The sequence below is a fragment of the Streptomyces sp. NBC_01689 genome, assembly GCF_036250675.1.
GTDB lineage: Bacteria > Actinomycetota > Actinomycetes > Streptomycetales > Streptomycetaceae > Streptomyces.
The window spans coordinates 4,436,542-4,453,652 of the sequence record NZ_CP109592.1 but is presented as its reverse complement, the minus strand read 5'-3'; the positions used below and the strand labels follow the sequence as shown (position 1 = coordinate 4,453,652).

The window sequence follows — 17,111 nt, the reverse complement described above, 5'->3', positions numbered from 1 at the left end:
TGCCCACTCCTCTTCGGAGAGCGCCGCAGCAGGGATGCCGAGGCCGGCAGTAGCAAACCAGGCGCGAACAGTGCAGGGGATGCCGCCGCGCCGATCGTCGGGCACCGGGCCTGTGATCGTGACCTTTGATTCCAGCATGGACAAGATGGCCGCTTGCTGCTCGGGAACGATGTCCGGGAACGACCTCTCAGCCATGCTAGTCAGCGCGAGGAGATCCCGGGTGCGCCGGTCGGACTCCTCCCTCTCCGCAAGCCATTCGGTCGCCTCGGCACGAAGATTTCGAAGGGGCGTGGAGTCTGCTGCGCGCTCTCCACCAGACGTTTCAGGTCACCGCGGTCCCCCGCATCCAGGAAGCCAGAGACGCCCTCGTCCTTGTAGGTCGCAATGTGCGTCCACTGCCTGAGTGCGATGTGTTGGAAGGTCTTCCGGCTCTGCCTGGCAACGCCGTAGCCCCTTTTCTGTTCCTCGGTGGAGACCCGCAGGTAGTCGACGGCGTGCAGTGCGACTGTGCCGGCTGCCCGGACACCGGTCTCGAAAGCAGAGGTCAGGGGTGTGCTTACATTGGACATGTCGACTTCTAATCAGTCGGCCAGCCCCGGGGCGGTGCCAGCCGCTGCGGGGGCGTCTCTGTCAACTCCGATGTTGTCGACCAGATATGGCACATTGTCGGAGTTCTTGACATTCCTGCGTTGTGCTCGCGGTCCGAGCAGAATCCGCAGGAGCCGCACCGTTCGGCCGGGGAGAGCGTCTTGTCCTGACCGTGGTGAACCCAGGGGTGGTCAGCGCCCGCCGAACCCCTCGTCAGTGGCTACCACCTCGCGCCCCAAAGGCATGAGCGAGATGGGGATGAGCTTCAAGTTGGCCCACCCGAACGGGATCCCGATGATCGACAGGAACAGCGGGATGCTTGTGACGAGGTGAGCCAGAGCCAGCCACCAGCCGGCGAAGATCACCCAGATCACGTTTCCGATGAATGAACCCGCCCCAGCGTCCGGCCGATCCACCGTGGTGCGGCCAAACGGCCATAGGACGAAGCCGGCGATGCGCAGCGAAGCGATGCCGAACGGGATGGTGATGATCAAAATAAAGCAGATCAGCGCGGCGATCACGTAGCCGATCGCCATCCAGATGCCGCAGAAGACGAGCCAGATGACGTTCAGCAGCAGGTTGAACAGTTTCATGATCGACACCTCTCCAGGTGGCCCGTCGGTACGGTCCTGCTGCTACCAGTATCAGCAGGTCACGCATTGAGGCGGAATCGGAGAGCCCTTGTAGCCTGATCGGGAACGTCCCGAGACGATCCCGTTCGGCATCGCCGCTTTCCGTATCGGCGTCTACGCCCTGTGGCCCTTCGGCCATACGACGGTCGAGCGCCGGGACGCGGGCGCGCCCTCCTGTATCGGCAACGTCCTGTGGCTGGTCCTCGCCGGCTGGTGGCTCGCCCTCTCCCACATCGTCACCGGCATCCTGCTGTGCGTCACGATCATCGGCATCCCGTTCGGCATCGCCAACTTCAAGCTCATCCTGGTCTCACCGCTGCCGCTGGGACGCGAAATCGTGCGCACGGACCAGCCGTTCGCGGCGCGTTAGCCGCCTCCCCGCGCCTGTCCGAGGGTTGTCCACAGGCTGCCCGAATGTCGGTGGTGCGCTGCATCATGAACCCATGACCGAAATCGAGCAGTTGCTGGCAAGGGTCGGCACGGAGGCCCGCAACACCCGCCCGTGGGGCTGGCCTTCGCTGCCCGAGCCCGTGGACGCCGCATCGGTCCTCCGCGCCGAGGCCGCCCTCGGCTTCGTGCTGCCGCCCCTGCTCGCCGCGCTCTACCTGCGGATAGGGGACGGCGGGTTCGGCCCGGAGTACGGCCTGCTGCCGCTGCTCGACGGTTCCCCCTCCGGCGAGCCGGCCGCCGTCCCGCAATATCTCGCGCACCGCGAGAGCGGACGCAAGGACCCGGACTGGCCCTGGCCGGAGGGCGTCCTGCCGATATCCCACTGGGGCTGCGGGATGTACGCGTGCGTGGACTGCCGCAGCCCCGAAGCCGCGGTGCTGCTCTTCGAGCCGAACGCCGACGAGGCCGACCACGCCTGGTACGTGGACGCGCCCGGCCTGGAGGCCTGGCTGCGCGTCTGGCTGGAGGGCACCGGCTGGTACGAGGAGTCCAACGACGACACGGACCTGCCCCCCTGGCCCGACTTCCGCGTCCGCACCCGCACGACGGCGACACCGGCCTCCTGAGGACCGTCCCGCCACGAGCGGGGCCGTCCGGCGCTCCGACCTGCCCCTTCACCCGGGCCGCCCCGCGGTCCCTGCAACCGCCCGGTGCCGGCCAGGCGTCCTTCCTGGCGACGCGCCACGAACAACCGGTACCCACCACCGACTGCTCGAAGACAGGCATGGAGACAGCCAGGCCGGAGCAGGAGGACAGCACAGGCACAGCGCGGAGAGGCAGGTTCAGGGCATGGGCATCATCAGCTGGATCATTCTGGGACTGTTGGCCGGAGCGATCGCCAAATTCCTGCTGCCGGGCAAGGACCCGGGCGGTTTCATCGGCACGACCCTCATCGGCGTCGCGGGGGCCTTCCTGGGGGGCTGGATATCCGCGCGCTGGCTGGACCACCCGATCAGCAAGCACTTCTACGACGGTGCCACCTGGGCGGCGGCGATCGGCGGCTCGCTCGTCCTGCTGATCCTCTACCGCATCCTGTTCGGCGACTCGCGCCGCTGACCGGGCATCCCTGAGGCCTCGGCCGTCGGACGAGGAAGGGTGGGTACTCCGTGCACCAACCCTTCCTCGTCCCCGCGGTCGCACACGCAACGGGCGGACGACTACCGGTAGTTCACGAACTGCAGCGCGAAGTCGAAGTCCTTGCCCTTGAGCAGGGCCTGCACGGCCTGCAGGTCGTCCCGGCTCTTCGAGCTGACGCGCAACTCGTCGCCCTGCACCTGAGCCTTCACGCCCTTCGGGCCCTCATCGCGAATGATCTTCGCCACCTTCTTCGCGTTCTCCTGGGAGATGCCCTCCTCGATGGACGCGAAGATCTTGTACTCCTTGCCGGAGAGCTGCGGCTCACCGGCGTCCAGCGACTTCAGCGAGATGCCGCGCTTGATCAGCTTGGTCTCGAACACGTCGAGGATGGCCTTCACGCGCTCCTCGGAGTTCGCCTCCATGAGGATCTTCTCCCCGGACCAGGAGATGGCGGCACCGACGTTCTTGAAGTCGTAGCGCTGGGAGATCTCCTTGGCGGCCTGGTTGAGGGCGTTGTCGACCTCCTGCCGCTCGACCTTCGAGACGATGTCGAAACTGGAGTCGGCCATGTCCTGTGGCTCCTTGTATCGGGGTGCGTAGGGGCGGCCGTCGAGCCCGGCGTAGGCCCCCGGCCGCATCCGCATAAGCCTAGTCACCCGCCCCCCCTCCGAGCGCAGATCAATCGGGTGGCGGAGCACCCCTGGGCATCGGGTATCGTTTACGTCGTTGCCAGAGAGCACCGCCGAAAAGCGGTCTCGGGGCAGCAAACCCGGCGGTGTGCCCGAGCGGCCAAAGGGAGCAGACTGTAAATCTGCCGGCTTCGCCTTCCCAGGTTCGAATCCTGGCGCCGCCACATGAAGGCAGACCCCCTCTGATCAGGTGTTACACCTGCTCGGAGGGGTTCTTTCGTTTGTGCTCCGTGTTCGAGCCGGTGTGGACGGGCGTGGACGCGTCTCACCCCATCCGGCCCGTGTCCCGCGGTCGATCACGTCGAGCAGTGCCCGTCCCCCAAGCGTCCCCCACCCCCGGGAGCTGGTCCGACCCGGCTGCCCTCGGGGACGCGGACCTGACCGTCGGCCCGTTCTGGCTGGATGGGCCCCACCGCGGGGTTTTCGTCCGTACCCTGAACGGCTTCTCCGTGGTCAGCGGCCTTCCCCGGGCCTTGAATCCGTTGGTTGCGTGATCTTCCTGGACGAGATCCCCGAACGGCAGACTTCGCTTCGGTGGAGCACGTCTCGACCGCGCGGCGCGCACCGTCCCGGTGCGGTGCCCGACGGCTGTGGGAGCGGGGAATTCAATGGGGCAGGGAACGATGACGGCACGGCGCTCCGCGGGGACGGAGACGGGGCTGGACGTCCTGTTGCGCTGGACGTGGATCCGGCGGCGTACGCCCGCGCAGGACATCGAGGACTTCAAGAAGGGGCAGCCGCTCCAGGTGGTCGGTTTCACGAAGACCATCGGTGGCGCGGCGATGGGTGTCGGTCGGTCGTGGCAAGTCGATCGCACGGCTCAGGTCGGGATACGTGCGCCTGGCCGTGGGGGAGGAGCCGGTCTGGAGCGACCGGCGGGGAAGCAGGAGCGCGACCTCGAAGCGGCCCATCGGCATCAGGCACACCGGTGAGAAGGTGCCCATGGCGAGGAAGTTCGAGAAGTGCGAAGTGGTCACGGCCGAGGGGACGTACGACCTGGCGATTCTGAAAAGGGATGCGGAGCTCGTGCAGTACGCCTTCGATCTGTCGTAGCTCCGAGCCCTCCGAGTTCGCACTCGGCCGGCACGCTCTGGTGCCGGTAGGGGGGTCGGGTCGGCAGGGGACTGTCCCCCATCGCCGAGTACGTCCGTCCGGCCCTCTCTCCCGTCTTCCCGGAGCCGGTCTCCCAGTGGCAAGCCGGTCTTCGTGGTGCGGGCCGGTGCGGGCACACTGATCTCATGTCGTCGCGTCGCAGGAGCTGCCCCGAATGCCGCCGGGAGATCGCCGTCGTCGCGGGGCGGTTCGCCCGGCACGACCCGCCGGGTGCGCGCGGCAGCGGAGAGATGGTCTCCTGTCCCGGGTCCCGCAGGCAGGCCGACCTGGGGGCCGCGCAGCCCGCGCTGGACGGGTACGCCCTGCCGGAGTTTCCCGGTCAGCTCCCGCTGTTCTGAACGGCTCCGGCCCGCTCGGTCGGCACCTGAACGGTCGCGGCCCGCTCGGCCGCTCCTGGACGGCGCCGTCCGGCGGGCCTCCGGTCAATTCCCCGCGACCGACTTGACCGCCACCGAGACCGGCGTCGAGCCGCCGATCAGTTCCAGGGTCAGCCCAGCCGTCGCCGACGTGTCCACCAGTTCCGCGAGGACGGCCGCGACGTCGTCCCGCGCGATCGTGCCGCGGCCGGTCGAGGCCTCCAGGCGCACGAGGCCGGTTCCGGCGTCGTTGATCAGGCCGCCGGGGCGCAGGATCGTCCAGTCCAGGGCCGTACGCCCCCGCACGTACGCGTCAGCCTCGCCCTTGGCGCGCAGATACACGTCGAACACGTCGTCGCCCTGATGGGACGGGTCCGCGCCCATGGAGGACACGACCACGTAGCGCCGTACCCCCGCCTGCTCCGCCGCGTCCGCGAACAGGACCGCGGCGGCCCGGTCCACGGTGTCCTTCCGGGCCGTGCCGCTGCCGGGGCCCGCGCCCGCCGCGAAGACGGCCGCGTCCGCGCCCCGCAGATGGGCGGCGACCTCTTCCACCGAGGCCGACTCCAGATCGCACACCACCGGTTCGGCGCCGGCCGCCCGCAGATCGTCGCCCTGCTCGGCGCGGCGGATGATCCCCGCGACCTCGTCACCGCGTGCGGCGAGCAGGCGCTCCAGCCGCAGCGCGATCTGACCATGACCTCCAGCGATGACAATGCGCATGTTTCCGACCGTACGCCCGGACGCACGCGTTCGCCGCACGACCTGTGGACAACTCGCGGATCACGAGAGTGATCTCGCGAACGAGTGATCGGACATGGGAGAGGAGAGGCGGAAGAGAGGAGGTTACGGGGCGAGGAGGACACGGGACGTGAGGTTGGCGGGACGGGAGGGGACGGAGGGGGCGCTGGGTGTCCCGGTCGCCGCCGTCCGCCGCATCTCCCGAGCCCCAACGCACGCCGGACGGAACGTTTCTGAGGGGCTGCCAGGCCCAGTGAGTTCGGCAGAACCGGCGAGTTCGCTAGGACCGGCGCGTTCGGCAGGTCCGGAGAGGCCTACAGGTGCCGTGGGCCGGAGCCGGAGCCGGGGACGGACTCAAGGCGGATCGCCGCCGCTCTGCCGCGGCAGGTCCAGCGCGGCCGCGGAGTCGCAGTACTCACGCACGGCGCTCGTGCGTGCCACCACGCGCCCCCGGTGCACCACGATCCGGCTGTACGCGAGCGACAGCACCCCCGCGAGCCCCTCCCCGCGCACCGCGAGCAACTCGGCCGGGAATCCCGCCTCCACACGCACCTCGGGCAGTCCGAGCGCACACCGCGCCCCGGAACTCACGGCGTCGTAGGCGTCCTCGGGGCTCAGCCCGTACCGCGAGGCGAGCAGGTAGGCCGCGTCCAGCGGGTCCCCGCGGCCCACCGGGTTCGCCACGTCCCGCAGGGCGCCGCCGCCCGCCACGACCCGTACCCCGGCGGCTCGTAACAGCCGTACGGGGGCCGTCCCGCGACGCTCCGACGCTCCGCAGCCGCCCTGCGGCAGACACACCACGGTGACGCCCGCGGCGGCGAGTTGGTCGGCCGCCAGGGCGGCCGCCTCGGCGTGCAGCCGGCCGAGGCCGGCGCAGGGGCTCAGCGTCACCCCGGACCGCAGCCCGCCCGCCATCGCCGCGAGCCGCCCGAGCCGCGCGGGGTCGGTGGCGTCCGTGTGCAGGTCCACCGGGCAGCCGTACTCGGAGGCGAGTTCCAGGACCGCCTCCACGTACCCCGTCGGGTCGGGGTCGGTGTCCGGGCAGCCGCCCACCACCGAGGCGCCCATCTTCACGGCGTCCCGCAGCATCGCCAGGCCGTCGGCCCCGGCGACCCCGCTGAGCACCCGCGGCATCGCCACCACCGACAGTTCCGCGAGCCCCCGCAGCGCCCGTCGCGCCTGGAGCACGGCGTCCAGTGCGCCGAGCCCCTGGACGTCGCCGACGCGCACGTGCGAGCGCAGTGCCGTCGCCCCGTGTGCGAGCTGCAGCAACGCCGCCTCGGTGGCCCGGCGCTGGACCTCGTGCGGTTCGTACGAGACGGGGCCGTCGCCCTCGGCCGTCAGCGCCGTGTCGCCGTGCGCGTGGGGCTCGGCGGGGGCCGGAAGGAGCAGGTGGCCGCCGAGGTCGACCCTCGGGGTCCGCGCTCCGGAGGAGTCGGTCGCCAGGCTGCCCGCGGTACCGACCGCCTCGATGCGCCCGCCGCCGAGCCGTACGTCCACGGTCCGGCCGTCGGTGAGCCGGGCTCCGCACAGCAGCAGGTCGGCGGTGTCGCCCCGTCCGGACGGGGCGGACGAGGAGGACGGAGAGGAGTGGGGCGGCTGCGACTGGCTGTCGGGCATCGCGCTCCTGGGGCTCGGGGGCGACTGGGAGAGTCGGTTGCGGAGAGTGCCGCTGCGGGCAGGCGTGGTGACAGAGAGGGGGCGGTCAAGATCACGCAGCGTGAGTCGAGCCTAGGGCGGTGAGTCGTCCGCGTCGGGGAGGAGCGCAATAGTCGTACCGGTGTGGTCCGCCACCCGGGGGAGGCCCCGGACCTGGGGATGCGTCCCTGACCGGTCCGGTACGCATGCGTGGTCCATGGGGCGCGGGTGTCGCGTGTCGCGGCCGTGGCGCGCCTGCCGCGAGAGGCGTGAGAGGCACGAGCAACGGGTGGGAGGCGGGCCGGTGAGCGGTCGGGAAGCGCCCGGGAACGGGCCGGGGCGGGTGCCGCGAAACGGATTTGGGCGATCGGCGGGCGACCGTGTAATGTCTTCATCGCTCGCCCCAATAGCTCAGTCGGCAGAGCGTCTCCATGGTAAGGAGAAGGTCTACGGTTCGATTCCGTATTGGGGCTCTGGTGTGTGACGTACCCGTCGCAAGGCGGGTTCTGATCGCATCACAGCGGTGTAGCTCAGTCGGTAGAGCAAGCGGCTCATAATCGCTGTGTCACCGGTTCAAGTCCGGTCACCGCTACAGACAGTAGCCGATTGTGGGGTCGGTCCTTCGATCGGCTACTCTTCTATGCGTTAAACGTCTTAATGTCCCATCCGTTCGTCAAGGAGCACTCCTGTGGCTGCCACCGACGTCCGCCCGAAGATCACGCTGGCCTGCGTGGAGTGCAAGGAGCGGAACTACATCACCAAGAAGAACCGGCGTAACGACCCGGACCGACTGGAGATGAAGAAGCACTGCCCGCGTTGCAACGCGCACACCGCGCACCGCGAAACGCGATAATTTCAGGCTCGTACGCGAGGCCGTCCCCAGTAACGGGGGCGGCCTCGCGTCGTTCATCGGTCGGACGCCCGGCGTGTCGAACGCCCGGCGCCGGCCACCGGCCGGGACCGGGTGCCGCAGCGACGGCGCCGGGCACCGGCGGGGTTCCGCTGCACCGCGGCGCATGCCGCACCGGCTGAAGACCAGGAGGTTCCGGGCCCATGGCGCTCGACCAGTCCTTCGTGGGGCGGTCCTACCCGCCCACCGAGCCCTATGAGGTGGGCCGCGAGAAGATCCGCGAATTCGCGGAGGCCGTGGGGGACGCCAACCCGGCGTACACGGACCCGGAGGCCGCCAAGGCGCTCGGGCACGCCGATGTGATCGCCCCGCCGACCTTCGTGTTCGCCATCACTTTCAAGGCCGCCGGGCAGGTCATCGAGGACCCCCAACTGGGTCTCGACTACAGCCGCGTGGTGCACGGCGACCAAAAGTTCGCCTACACCCGCCCGGTGCGCGCGGGCGACCGGCTCACGGTCACCTCGACCATCGAGGCCATCAAGTCCATGGCCGGCAACGACATCCTGGACATCCGCGGTGAGGTCCACGACGAGACGGGCGAGCACGTGGTGACGGCCGTCACCAAACTCGTGGCGCGGGCGGAGGGCTGATCATGGCGGCGAAGATTACCTACGGTGAGGTCGAGGTCGGTACGGAGCTGCCGCCCGGGAGTTTCCCCGTGACACGCGCCACACTCGTGCAGTACGCGGGCGCCTCCGGAGACTTCAACCCGATCCACTGGAACGAGAAGTTCGCGGTCGAGGTCGGTCTTCCCGACGTCATCGCGCACGGCATGTTCACCATGGCCGAAGCGATCCGCGTCGTCACCGACTGGGTCGGCGACCCGGGCGCGGTGGTCGAGTACGGCGTGCGGTTCACCAAGCCGGTCGTCGTGCCGAACGACGACAAGGGGGCGACCGTCGAGGTCAGCGCGAAGGTCGCGGCCAAGCTGGACGACAACACCGTCCGCGTCGACCTCACCGCCATGAGCGCCGGCCAGAAGGTCCTGGGCATGTCACGAGCGGTCGTACGGCTGGCCTGACGGCGGGCGCCGCCGCCGGACCCGCGGCGGGCACACGGCTGCGCCGACGACGGTCGTCCGGCGGGCGGCACGGCCGGACGGCCGTCGGAGGTGAGGGGCGTCCGCCCATTGCGGACGCCCCTCACCCGTTCCGCGCGACGCGCCCTCACCGGGGCGCTCATCGGCCTCCCTCATGCATCCCACGCACCCCACGCGCTTCACGAGCCTCAGGCACCTCGCGGGACACTCACGCCTCAAGGGGCATCCGCACCTCACGGGACACCGACGCCCCGTTTTCCCGAGCCCCTTGACTTGGTTAGTGATTGAGTACTAACTTTCTCGCATGGTCAGGATGAGCGCAGAGGACAGGCGCGAGAGCGTCATCCGCGCGGCGATCAGCGAGTTCGCCCGCGGCGGCTACCACGGCACCTCCACCGAGGCGATCGCCAAGCGTGTGGGCGTCTCCCAGCCGTATCTCTTCCGGCTCTTCCCGGGCAAGAGGGCGATCTTCCTCGCGGCGGCCGAACGCTGCCTGGAGGACGTCCGCCGGACCTTCGGGGAGGCGTCCGAGGGGCTGGAGGGCGAGGAGGCCCTGTACGCCATGGCGACCGCGTACACCCGGGTGATCGCCGAGCACCCGGAGCGGCTGCTCATGCAGATGCAGACCTACACCGCGGTGGCGGCCGCCGAGGAGGCCGGCGACCACGAGTTCGGCGAGGCGGTCCGGAGCGGCTGGACGCGACTGTGGGACACGGTCCATCTGCCGCTCGGGGCCGACGTGGGCGAGACCACGACCTTCCTGGCGTACGGGATGCTCATCAACTGCTTCGTGGCCATGGGGTTTCCGGCCGGACACCGGGTCTGGGAGGGGATCTACCCGGAGGTGCGGGTGCCTGGGCGCTCCGAGGTCCCGGCCGGATAGGCGGCCGGCGGTCCAGCGGCTTCGGTGATCCGTCCGGTTCATCGAGTTTCACCGGATTCACCGGATTCAGCGAGTTCATCGGGTTCCTTGATCCACCGGCTCATCGGGAAGGCGTGCGGAAAGCCGTCTTTTCATGGCCGTAAAAGTTAGTCATCAATAACTAATCAGCATGGGTGAATCACTCTTAGGGGGAGCGATGTCACAGCAGACAGCACGGCGCGGGGGAGCCACCTGGGCCCTCGTCATCACCAGTGTCGCCGGGTTCATGGCGGCCCTCGACAATCTCGTCGTCACGACCGCCCTGCCCTCCATCCGCGAGGACCTCGGGGGAGCGCTGGACGACCTTGAATGGACCGTGAGCGCGTACACGCTCACCTTCGCCGTCCTGCTGATGTTCGGCGCGGCCTTGGGTGACCGCTTCGGCCGCCGCCGGCTCTTCCTCGTCGGCCTCTCCGTCTTCACCGGCGCCTCCGCGGCCGCGGCCATGGCGCCCGGCATCGACTCCCTGATCGCCGCCCGCGCCGTCCAGGGCGTCGGAGCCGCCATCATGATGCCGCTGACCCTGACCCTGCTGACGGCCGCCGTGCCGGCCGCCAGGCGCGGGATGGCGTACGGGATCTGGGGCGCCGTGAACGGACTCGCGGTCGCCTCGGGACCGCTCATCGGCGGCAGCCTCACCGAACACGTGTCCTGGCACTGGATCTTCTGGCTGAACGTCCCGCTCGGTCTCGCCCTGCTCCCGCTCGCCCGGCTGCGGCTGGCCGAGTCCCACGGCGCCGGTGCCCGGCTCGACATCCCCGGCACCCTGCTCGCCAGCGGCGGCCTCTTCGGCATCGTGTACGGCCTGGTGCGCGGGCCCGCCGACGGCTGGACCAGCCCCGTCGTGCTGACCGGCCTGCTCGCCGGTGCCGCCCTGCTCACCGCCTTCGTCCTGCACGGCAGCCGCGCGAAGAACCCGATGCTGCCGATGCGCCTCTTCCGCTCCCGTGCCTTCGCCGGGATCAACGCCGCGAGCCTGCTGATGTTCCTCGGGATGTTCGGCTCGATCTTCCTGCTCAGCCAGTACATGCAGGGCGTCCTCGGTTACTCGCCCACCGAGGCGGGCCTCAGGATGCTGCCCTGGACCGGCATGCCGATGCTCGTCGCGCCGATCGCCGGCTACCTCTCCGACCGCGTCGGAGGCCGGCCGGTGGTGGCCACCGGGCTCTTCCTGCAGGCCCTCGGGCTCGCCTACTACGCCGTGGTGGTCGCCGCCGACGTCTCGTACGCCGAGCAACTGCCCGCCCTGATCATCAGCGGTATCGGGATGTCCCTGTACTTCGCCCCCGCCTCCAACCTGGTCATGTCCAGCGTCCGGCCGCAGGAGCAGGGCATCGCCTCCGGCGCCAACAACGCGCTCCGCGAGGTGGGCGGCGCGCTCGGCATCGCGGTGATGTCGTCGATCTTCTCCGCTCAGGGCGGCTACGAGACCGCGACGAGCTTCGTGGACGGCCTGCGGCCCGCGCTCGTGGTGGGCGCGGCGACGGTCGCCCTCGCGGGAGTCGCGGTGCTGCTCATCCCGTCGGCGCGGCGCGCGGCGCGGTCGGCCGCCGTCGCCGGGGGACCGGCCACCACCCCGGCGCCCGTCCCGGCCCTGGAGACGGCCTCCCGCTGACGGCGGGCCCGTCCACATCCCGCACGGTAAGAAACGGCCCCGCCTTCACGGCGGGGCCGTTCGCACGCCATCAGCCATCAGCCGTCAGCCGTCAGCCGTCAGCCGTCAGCCGTCAGCCGTCAGCCGTCAGCCATCAGCCGTACGCGTCGGTCGTCCGCCGTACGTGTCGGGTCGTCCGCCGTATGCCGTCGCCCGTATCTCGTAGCCCGTAGCCCGTAGCCCGTAGCCCGTCGTGCGTACCGCGGGCAGGGCGCTCCGGGCCTTCTCGTAGTCTTGGGCCCGTGCAGGAACTCCACGACGCCCCGCTCGCCCCGTTGACCACCTTCCGGCTCGGGGGGCCCGCGACCAGGCTGATCACCGCGACCACCGACGCCGAGGTGATCGCCGCCGTCCGCGACGCCGACGACACCGGTACCCCGCTGCTGCTGATCGGCGGTGGATCGAACCTGGTCATCGGCGACAAGGGCTTCGACGGAACCGCCCTGCGCATCGCGACGAGCGGGTTCACGCTCGACGGGACGACGCTGGAACTGGCCGCGGGCGAGGTCTGGAGCGACGCCGTCGCCCGCACCGTGGCGGCCGGACTCGCGGGGATCGAGTGCCTCGCCGGCATCCCCGGCTCCGCCGGCGCGACCCCGATCCAGAACGTGGGCGCGTACGGCCAGGAAGTGTCGTCGACCATCACCGAGGTGATCGCGTACGACCGGGAGGCGCGCGAGACGGTCACGCTCACGAACGCCGACTGCGCCTTCTCCTACCGCCACAGCCGCTTCAAGGCCGACCCCGAGCGTCATGTCGTGCTGCGCGTCCGTTTCGGTCTGGAGGACGCGGAGGGACTGTCGGCACCGGTCAGGTACGCAGAGACGGCCCGCGCCCTGGGCGTGGAGGCCGGTGACCGCGTCCCCCTCGACGCCGCCCGCGAGACCGTCCTGAAGCTGCGCTCCGGCAAGGGCATGGTGCTCGACCCCGAGGACCACGACACCTGGTCCGCCGGGTCGTTCTTCACCAACCCGATCCTCACCGACGAGGAGTTCGCCGCGTTCCACGCGCGCGTGGCCGAGCGGCTCGGCTCCGACGTCGTACCGCCCGCCTACCCGGCGGGTGAGGGACACACCAAGACGTCCGCCGCCTGGCTGATCGACAAGTCCGGATTCGGCAAGGGGTACGGCTCCGGGCCCGCGCGGATCTCCACCAAGCACACGCTGGCCCTCACCAACCGGGGCCGGGCCACCACCGAGGACCTGCTCGCGCTGGCGCGGGAGGTCGTCGCCGGGGTGCGTGACGCCTTCGGGATCACTCTGGTCAACGAACCGGTGACGGTCGGCGTGCGCCTTTAGCGCCTCCAGAGGCCCTCCCGCGTCCCGCCGGGGCGGAATCTCCGTTGCGGACGGGCCCGCGCGGCGGTCACGCTGGGGCCATGAGGCCTCCCGTACGACGCGTACGACGGTGACCGCTACGGTTCGTCAGGCACCTCCGGCACCCCAGGCACGTATGTCGTGCCCCGACGTCCCCGAGCGGTGTCCGTGCGGCTCCGGCTGACCGAGTACACGCCGCGCGTCGGCCCGCGCGCCCACCGGATCGTCCAGCCGCGGCAACCCCTGCGGCACACCACGCTCAGCGACCCCTTCGCCGGCTGGGGCTACCTGGTGGGGGACCACGACGGGCTCGCCCGGCTCGCCGCGCTGTTCTCGTTCGCCGCGTTCTCCCCGCACACGATCGTGTACGTCCCGCTGCGGCGGAGCGTCCCCCGGCAGTACGCGCCCGAAGTGCCCGTCGACCTCGTCCTCGCCCACCGGTCACCGGGTCTGCGGGCCTCCGCCTGGCCCGGACTGCGGCGCCGCCTGCGGGCGGGCACCCCGCTCACCGTCCGGACGGACGAGCGGCGCGTCGCGGCCCGCGCGGCGGCCTGGGAGGCCCGCTGGGAGCAGCGGTGGGACCGTCCGGAGGCATGGGACCGGATCGGTCCGGCCGTCCACGCGGGGACGCTCCTCCTGCTCGGCGCGCGCGACAGTTTCGCCTCGGCCGCCACCCGGCTGGAGGCCGCCGCCGGTCACGGTCCGCTCGGGAAGCGGGCCGCCGAGGGCCGGGACGTCCTGGTCGCGTCCCTCACCCCGCACCTGTCGCTGCGCGAGGGCGACCGGATGGAGCTGGACATCGGCTTCCAGGCGTATCCGCCCTACGGCCACTTCAGACGCCCGGGCCGGCCAGCCAGTCGTCGACGCCCGCCAGCAGCTTCTGCCTGACGTCCTGGGGCGCCGCCGATCCCCGTACGGACTGGCGGGCCAGCTCGGCCAGTTCGGCGTCCGTGAAGCCCTGGTGGTGGCGTGCCAGCTCGTACTGGGCGGCGAGCCGCGAGCCGAACAGGAGAGGGTCGTCGGCGCCGAGGGCCATCGGGACCCCGGCCTCGAAGAGCGTGCGCAGGGGGACGTCCTCCGCCTTCTCGTACACGCCCAGGGCGACGTTCGACGCGGGGCAGACCTCGCAGGTGACGCCACGGTCCGCGAGCCGCTTGAGCAGCCGGGGATCCTCGGCGGCGCGCACCCCGTGCCCGATCCGGGTGGCGTGCAGGTCGTCGAGGCAGTCGCGGACCGACGTGGGGCCGGTCAGCTCGCCGCCGTGCGGCGCGGAGAGCAGGCCGCCCTCGTGGGCGATCGCGAAGGCCCGGTCGAAGTCGCGTGCCATGCCCCGGCGCTCGTCGTTCGACAGGCCGAAGCCGACCACGCCCCGGTCCGCGTAGCGCACCGCGAGCCGGGCCAGCGTGCGGGCGTCGAGCGGGTGTTTCATACGGTTCGCGGCCACCAGGACCCGCATCCCGATGCCGGTCTCGCGCACGGCCGAGTCGACCGCGTCCAGGATGATCTCCAGTGCCGGGATGAGCCCGCCCAGGCGGGGCGCGTACGAGGTGGGGTCGACCTGGATCTCCAGCCACCCGGAGCCGTCCCTGATGTCCTCCTCGGCGGCCTCGCGGACCAGCCGCCGGATGTCGTCGGGCTCTCTGAGGCAGGATCGCGCCGCGTCGTACAGCCGCTGGAAGCGGAACCAGCCGCGCTCGTCGGTCGCCCGCAGCTTCGGCGGTTCCCCGCTGGTCAGTGCCTCGGTCAGGGCATCCGGCAGCCGGACGCCGTACTTGTCGGCCAGTTCCAGCAGGGTGGCCGGCCGCATCGAACCGGTGAAGTGCAGGTGCAGATGGGCTTTCGGCAGTTCAGAGAGATCACGTACGCGCTCCATTCCAGGATCCTGCCGCACGTCCGGGCCGTCCCGGTAGCGCTTTCCCCTTTAGTGGTCTTGCTCGCACGAAGAAGCGGGCCGTCCTCCCGGGGGAGAACGGCCCGCACACGCGCGTGGAGCGCATGATCCGTGGACTCCGTGACAGGGGCCGGGACGTCAGTCCTGCGCCTCGGCCAGCAGCTTCTGGATCCGGCTGACACCCTCGACGAGGTCCTCGTCACCGAGGGCGTACGACAGACGCAGGTACCCCGGCGTGCCGAAGGCCTCGCCCGGGACGACCGCGACCTCGGCCTCCTCCAGGATGAGCGCGGCCAGCTCCACCGTGTCCCGGGGGCGCCTGCCGCGGATCTCCTTGCCGAGCAGCGCCTTGACCGAGGGGTACGCGTAGAAGGCGCCCTCGGGCTCGGGGCACAGGACGCCCTCGATCTCGTTGAGCATCCGCACGATGGTCTTGCGGCGGCGGTCGAAGGCCTCGCGCATCTCGGCCACCGCCGTCAGGTCGCCGGAGACGGCGGCGAGAGCGGCGACCTGCGCCACGTTGGACACGTTCGAGGTGGCGTGCGACTGGAGGTTGGTCGCGGCCTTGACGACGTCCTTGGGGCCGATGACCCAGCCCACCCGCCAGCCGGTCATGGCGTACGTCTTCGCCACGCCGTTCACGACGATGCACTTGTCGGCGAGCTCGGGCACCACCACGGGGAGGGAGTGGAACTCGGCGTCGCCGTAGACCAGGTGCTCGTAGATCTCGTCGGTCAGGACCCACAGGCCCTTGTCGGCGGCCCAGCGGCCGATCTCCTCGATCTGCTCACGGGTGTAGACCGCGCCGGTCGGGTTGGACGGGGAGACGAAGAGCAGCACCTTGGTGTGCTCGGTGCGGGCGGCCTCCAGCTGCTCGACCGACACGCGGTAGCCGGTGGTCTCGTCGGCGACGACCTCGACCGGGACACCGCCGGCGAGACGGATGGACTCCGGGTAGGTCGTCCAGTAGGGAGCCGGGACGATGACCTCGTCGCCCGGGTCGAGGACGGCCGCGAAGGCCTCGTAGATGGCCTGCTTGCCGCCGTTGGTCACCAGGACCTGGGCGGCCTCCACCTCGTATCCGGAGTCGCGCAGGGTCTTGGCGGCGATGGCGGCCTTCAGCTCGGGCAGGCCGCCGGCCGGCGTGTAGCGGTGGTACTTCGGGTTGGAGCAGGCCTCGATGGCGGCCTGGACGATGTAGTCCGGGGTCGGGAAGTCGGGCTCACCGGCGCCGAAGCCGATCACCGGCCGCCCGGCGGCCTTGAGGGCCTTGGCCTTGGCGTCCACGGCGAGAGTGGCGGACTCGGAGATCGCGCCGACTCGGGCGGAGACCCGGCGCTCGGTGGGAGGGGTTGCAGCGCTCATGGGGCCCATCGTTTCAGACCGGAAACGCCCCCGGCACGCGGGTTTCACAGACTGAACAACGGGAGAACACCAGTCCGGGCGCGGACCGTCCACCGGTCGATCTCCGATCCGCAAAGCCCTTACGGACGCTTTCTGTTCGACGCCCGGCCCCGGACCACGTACACTCTCACCTCGTTGGCCTTCACCGGCCGCACCCACCGTGCGCACAGCGAGCACTCGGTCGGATGCGGTACGTTGGGGGAAACCAAAGGGTCGTAGCTCAATTGGTAGAGCACTGGTCTCCAAAACCAGCGGTTGGGGGTTCAAGTCCCTCCGGCCCTGCTACACACTCCTTCGCCAGGATGTGTGCACGCAAGTACGTACTGCAATGCACCGCCGTGCGGCTCAACCGGGCGCGGCACGGCCACGACCCGGAATCAGGTGAGGACGAGTGACGGACGCCGTGGGCTCCATCGACATGCCTGATGCCGAGGCAGTCGAGTCCAAGAAGAAGGCTCGTAAGGGTGGCAAGCGCGCCAAGAAGGGCCCGCTGAAGCGCCTGGCGACCTTCTACCGCCAGATCGTCGCGGAGCTCCGCAAGGTCGTCTGGCCGACTCGCAATCAGCTGACGACGTACACCACCGTGGTGATCGTCTTCGTCGTCATCATGATCGGCCTGGTGACCGTGATTGACTATGGGCTCAATCACGCGGCCAAGTACGTCTTCGGCTGAGCCGACCGCGAAGGGCGC

At 70.3% G+C, this 17,111-nt stretch carries 20 protein-coding genes and 4 tRNA genes; 17 read left to right on the top strand and 7 right to left on the bottom strand.

The features are described 5' to 3' along the window. Positions 1–200: 200 nt before the first annotated feature. Together OG776_RS18910 and OG776_RS18905 are read right to left on the bottom strand one after the other, a co-directional pair. The gene (locus tag OG776_RS18910; protein ID WP_148009993.1) at positions 201–569 is read right to left on the bottom strand and encodes a recombinase family protein; all 369 of its coding nucleotides are present in this window, start codon (positions 567–569) and stop codon (positions 201–203) included. 210 nt (positions 570–779) lie between these two features. Continuing rightward, positions 780–1,181, bottom strand: coding sequence for a YccF domain-containing protein (locus OG776_RS18905; RefSeq protein WP_329321788.1), 402 nt, complete (start codon positions 1,179–1,181; stop codon positions 780–782). Positions 1,182–1,299: 118 nt separating this feature from the next. On the opposite strand from OG776_RS18905, the gene OG776_RS18900 reads away from it, so the two are divergent. The 3 genes from OG776_RS18900 (at position 1,300) to OG776_RS18890 (ending at position 2,726) form a co-directional block, all read left to right on the top strand. After that, positions 1,300–1,590: a YccF domain-containing protein gene (locus OG776_RS18900; RefSeq protein ID WP_443077365.1), complete on the top strand. Its 291-nt coding sequence runs from the start codon at positions 1,300–1,302 to the stop codon at positions 1,588–1,590. A 73-nt stretch (positions 1,591–1,663) separates the two neighbouring features. Continuing rightward, entirely contained in the window at positions 1,664–2,236 is a 573-nt protein-coding gene (locus OG776_RS18895; protein ID WP_148009994.1) for an SMI1/KNR4 family protein, read from the top strand. Positions 2,237–2,459: 223 nt separating this feature from the next. Beyond that, a complete protein-coding gene (locus tag OG776_RS18890) occupies positions 2,460–2,726 on the top strand; it encodes a GlsB/YeaQ/YmgE family stress response membrane protein (protein WP_148009995.1) in 267 nt (88 codons plus the stop codon). A 101-nt stretch (positions 2,727–2,827) separates the two neighbouring features. Here the strand turns inward: OG776_RS18890 and OG776_RS18885 are convergent, their stop codons facing one another. Further along, the gene (locus tag OG776_RS18885; protein WP_148009996.1) at positions 2,828–3,316 is read right to left on the bottom strand and encodes a YajQ family cyclic di-GMP-binding protein; all 489 of its coding nucleotides are present in this window, start codon (positions 3,314–3,316) and stop codon (positions 2,828–2,830) included. A 202-nt stretch (positions 3,317–3,518) separates the two neighbouring features. On the opposite strand from OG776_RS18885, the gene OG776_RS18880 reads away from it, so the two are divergent. The 3 genes from OG776_RS18880 to OG776_RS18870 all read left to right on the top strand — a co-directional run bounded on the left by OG776_RS18880 (position 3,519) and on the right by OG776_RS18870 (position 4,887). Further along, positions 3,519–3,600 (top strand) — tRNA-Tyr (locus tag OG776_RS18880). 459 nt (positions 3,601–4,059) lie between these two features. Next, entirely contained in the window at positions 4,060–4,368 is a 309-nt protein-coding gene (locus tag OG776_RS18875) for a hypothetical protein (RefSeq protein WP_329321785.1), read from the top strand. 306 nt (positions 4,369–4,674) lie between these two features. Then, positions 4,675–4,887 carry a hypothetical protein gene (locus OG776_RS18870; RefSeq protein ID WP_148009997.1) on the top strand — a complete coding sequence of 71 codons (213 nt, stop codon included), beginning with the start codon at positions 4,675–4,677 and terminating at the stop codon, positions 4,885–4,887. An 84-nt stretch (positions 4,888–4,971) separates the two neighbouring features. Here OG776_RS18870 and OG776_RS18865 read toward each other — a convergent pair whose 3' ends face one another. After that, positions 4,972–5,628, bottom strand: a complete 657-nt coding sequence (locus OG776_RS18865; RefSeq protein ID WP_148009998.1) for an NAD(P)H-binding protein — start codon at positions 5,626–5,628, stop codon at positions 4,972–4,974. Between the two features lie 372 nt (positions 5,629–6,000). Continuing rightward, positions 6,001–7,266 carry an amidohydrolase family protein gene (locus tag OG776_RS18860; protein WP_329321781.1) on the bottom strand — a complete coding sequence of 422 codons (1,266 nt, stop codon included), beginning with the start codon at positions 7,264–7,266 and terminating at the stop codon, positions 6,001–6,003. A 418-nt stretch (positions 7,267–7,684) separates the two neighbouring features. On the opposite strand from OG776_RS18860, the gene OG776_RS18855 reads away from it, so the two are divergent. The 9 genes from OG776_RS18855 (at position 7,685) to OG776_RS18815 (ending at position 14,013) form a co-directional block, all read left to right on the top strand. Then, positions 7,685–7,757, top strand: a tRNA-Thr gene (locus OG776_RS18855). 46 nt (positions 7,758–7,803) lie between these two features. After that, a tRNA-Met gene (locus tag OG776_RS18850) sits at positions 7,804–7,876 on the top strand. A 96-nt stretch (positions 7,877–7,972) separates the two neighbouring features. After that, a complete protein-coding gene (gene rpmG / locus OG776_RS18845) occupies positions 7,973–8,137 on the top strand; it encodes a 50S ribosomal protein L33 (protein WP_004571794.1) in 165 nt (54 codons plus the stop codon). A gap of 200 nt (positions 8,138–8,337) precedes the next feature. Continuing rightward, the gene (locus OG776_RS18840; RefSeq protein WP_148010000.1) at positions 8,338–8,784 is read left to right on the top strand and encodes a MaoC family dehydratase N-terminal domain-containing protein; all 447 of its coding nucleotides are present in this window, start codon (positions 8,338–8,340) and stop codon (positions 8,782–8,784) included. A 2-nt stretch (positions 8,785–8,786) separates the two neighbouring features. Further along, the gene (locus OG776_RS18835) at positions 8,787–9,215 is read left to right on the top strand and encodes a MaoC family dehydratase (protein ID WP_148010001.1); all 429 of its coding nucleotides are present in this window, start codon (positions 8,787–8,789) and stop codon (positions 9,213–9,215) included. 322 nt (positions 9,216–9,537) lie between these two features. Continuing rightward, positions 9,538–10,116 carry a TetR/AcrR family transcriptional regulator gene (locus OG776_RS18830; RefSeq protein WP_187285673.1) on the top strand — a complete coding sequence of 193 codons (579 nt, stop codon included), beginning with the start codon at positions 9,538–9,540 and terminating at the stop codon, positions 10,114–10,116. A gap of 196 nt (positions 10,117–10,312) precedes the next feature. Beyond that, complete coding sequence (locus OG776_RS18825; protein WP_329321777.1) at positions 10,313–11,770, top strand: DHA2 family efflux MFS transporter permease subunit; 1,458 nt, start codon at positions 10,313–10,315, stop codon at positions 11,768–11,770. A 281-nt stretch (positions 11,771–12,051) separates the two neighbouring features. Continuing rightward, entirely contained in the window at positions 12,052–13,107 is a 1,056-nt protein-coding gene (locus OG776_RS18820) for a UDP-N-acetylmuramate dehydrogenase (RefSeq protein WP_329326459.1), read from the top strand. 159 nt (positions 13,108–13,266) lie between these two features. Continuing rightward, positions 13,267–14,013: a hypothetical protein gene (locus OG776_RS18815; protein ID WP_329321774.1), complete on the top strand. Its 747-nt coding sequence runs from the start codon at positions 13,267–13,269 to the stop codon at positions 14,011–14,013. Here the strand turns inward: OG776_RS18815 and OG776_RS18810 are convergent. After that, positions 13,958–14,998: an adenosine deaminase gene (locus OG776_RS18810; RefSeq protein ID WP_329321772.1), complete on the bottom strand. Its 1,041-nt coding sequence runs from the start codon at positions 14,996–14,998 to the stop codon at positions 13,958–13,960. The two genes, OG776_RS18815 and OG776_RS18810, sit on opposite strands and share 56 nt — an antisense overlap. Before the next feature lie 156 nt (positions 14,999–15,154). Further along, the gene (locus OG776_RS18805) at positions 15,155–16,381 is read right to left on the bottom strand and encodes a pyridoxal phosphate-dependent aminotransferase (protein WP_187285674.1); all 1,227 of its coding nucleotides are present in this window, start codon (positions 16,379–16,381) and stop codon (positions 15,155–15,157) included. Positions 16,382–16,629: 248 nt separating this feature from the next. Between OG776_RS18805 and OG776_RS18800 the strand changes: the two genes are divergently transcribed. Next, positions 16,630–16,702: transfer RNA gene (locus OG776_RS18800), tRNA-Trp, on the top strand. Positions 16,703–16,811: 109 nt separating this feature from the next. Then, positions 16,812–17,093 carry a preprotein translocase subunit SecE gene (gene secE / locus OG776_RS18795; protein ID WP_148010007.1) on the top strand — a complete coding sequence of 94 codons (282 nt, stop codon included), beginning with the start codon at positions 16,812–16,814 and terminating at the stop codon, positions 17,091–17,093. Positions 17,094–17,111: the final 18 nt, after the last annotated feature.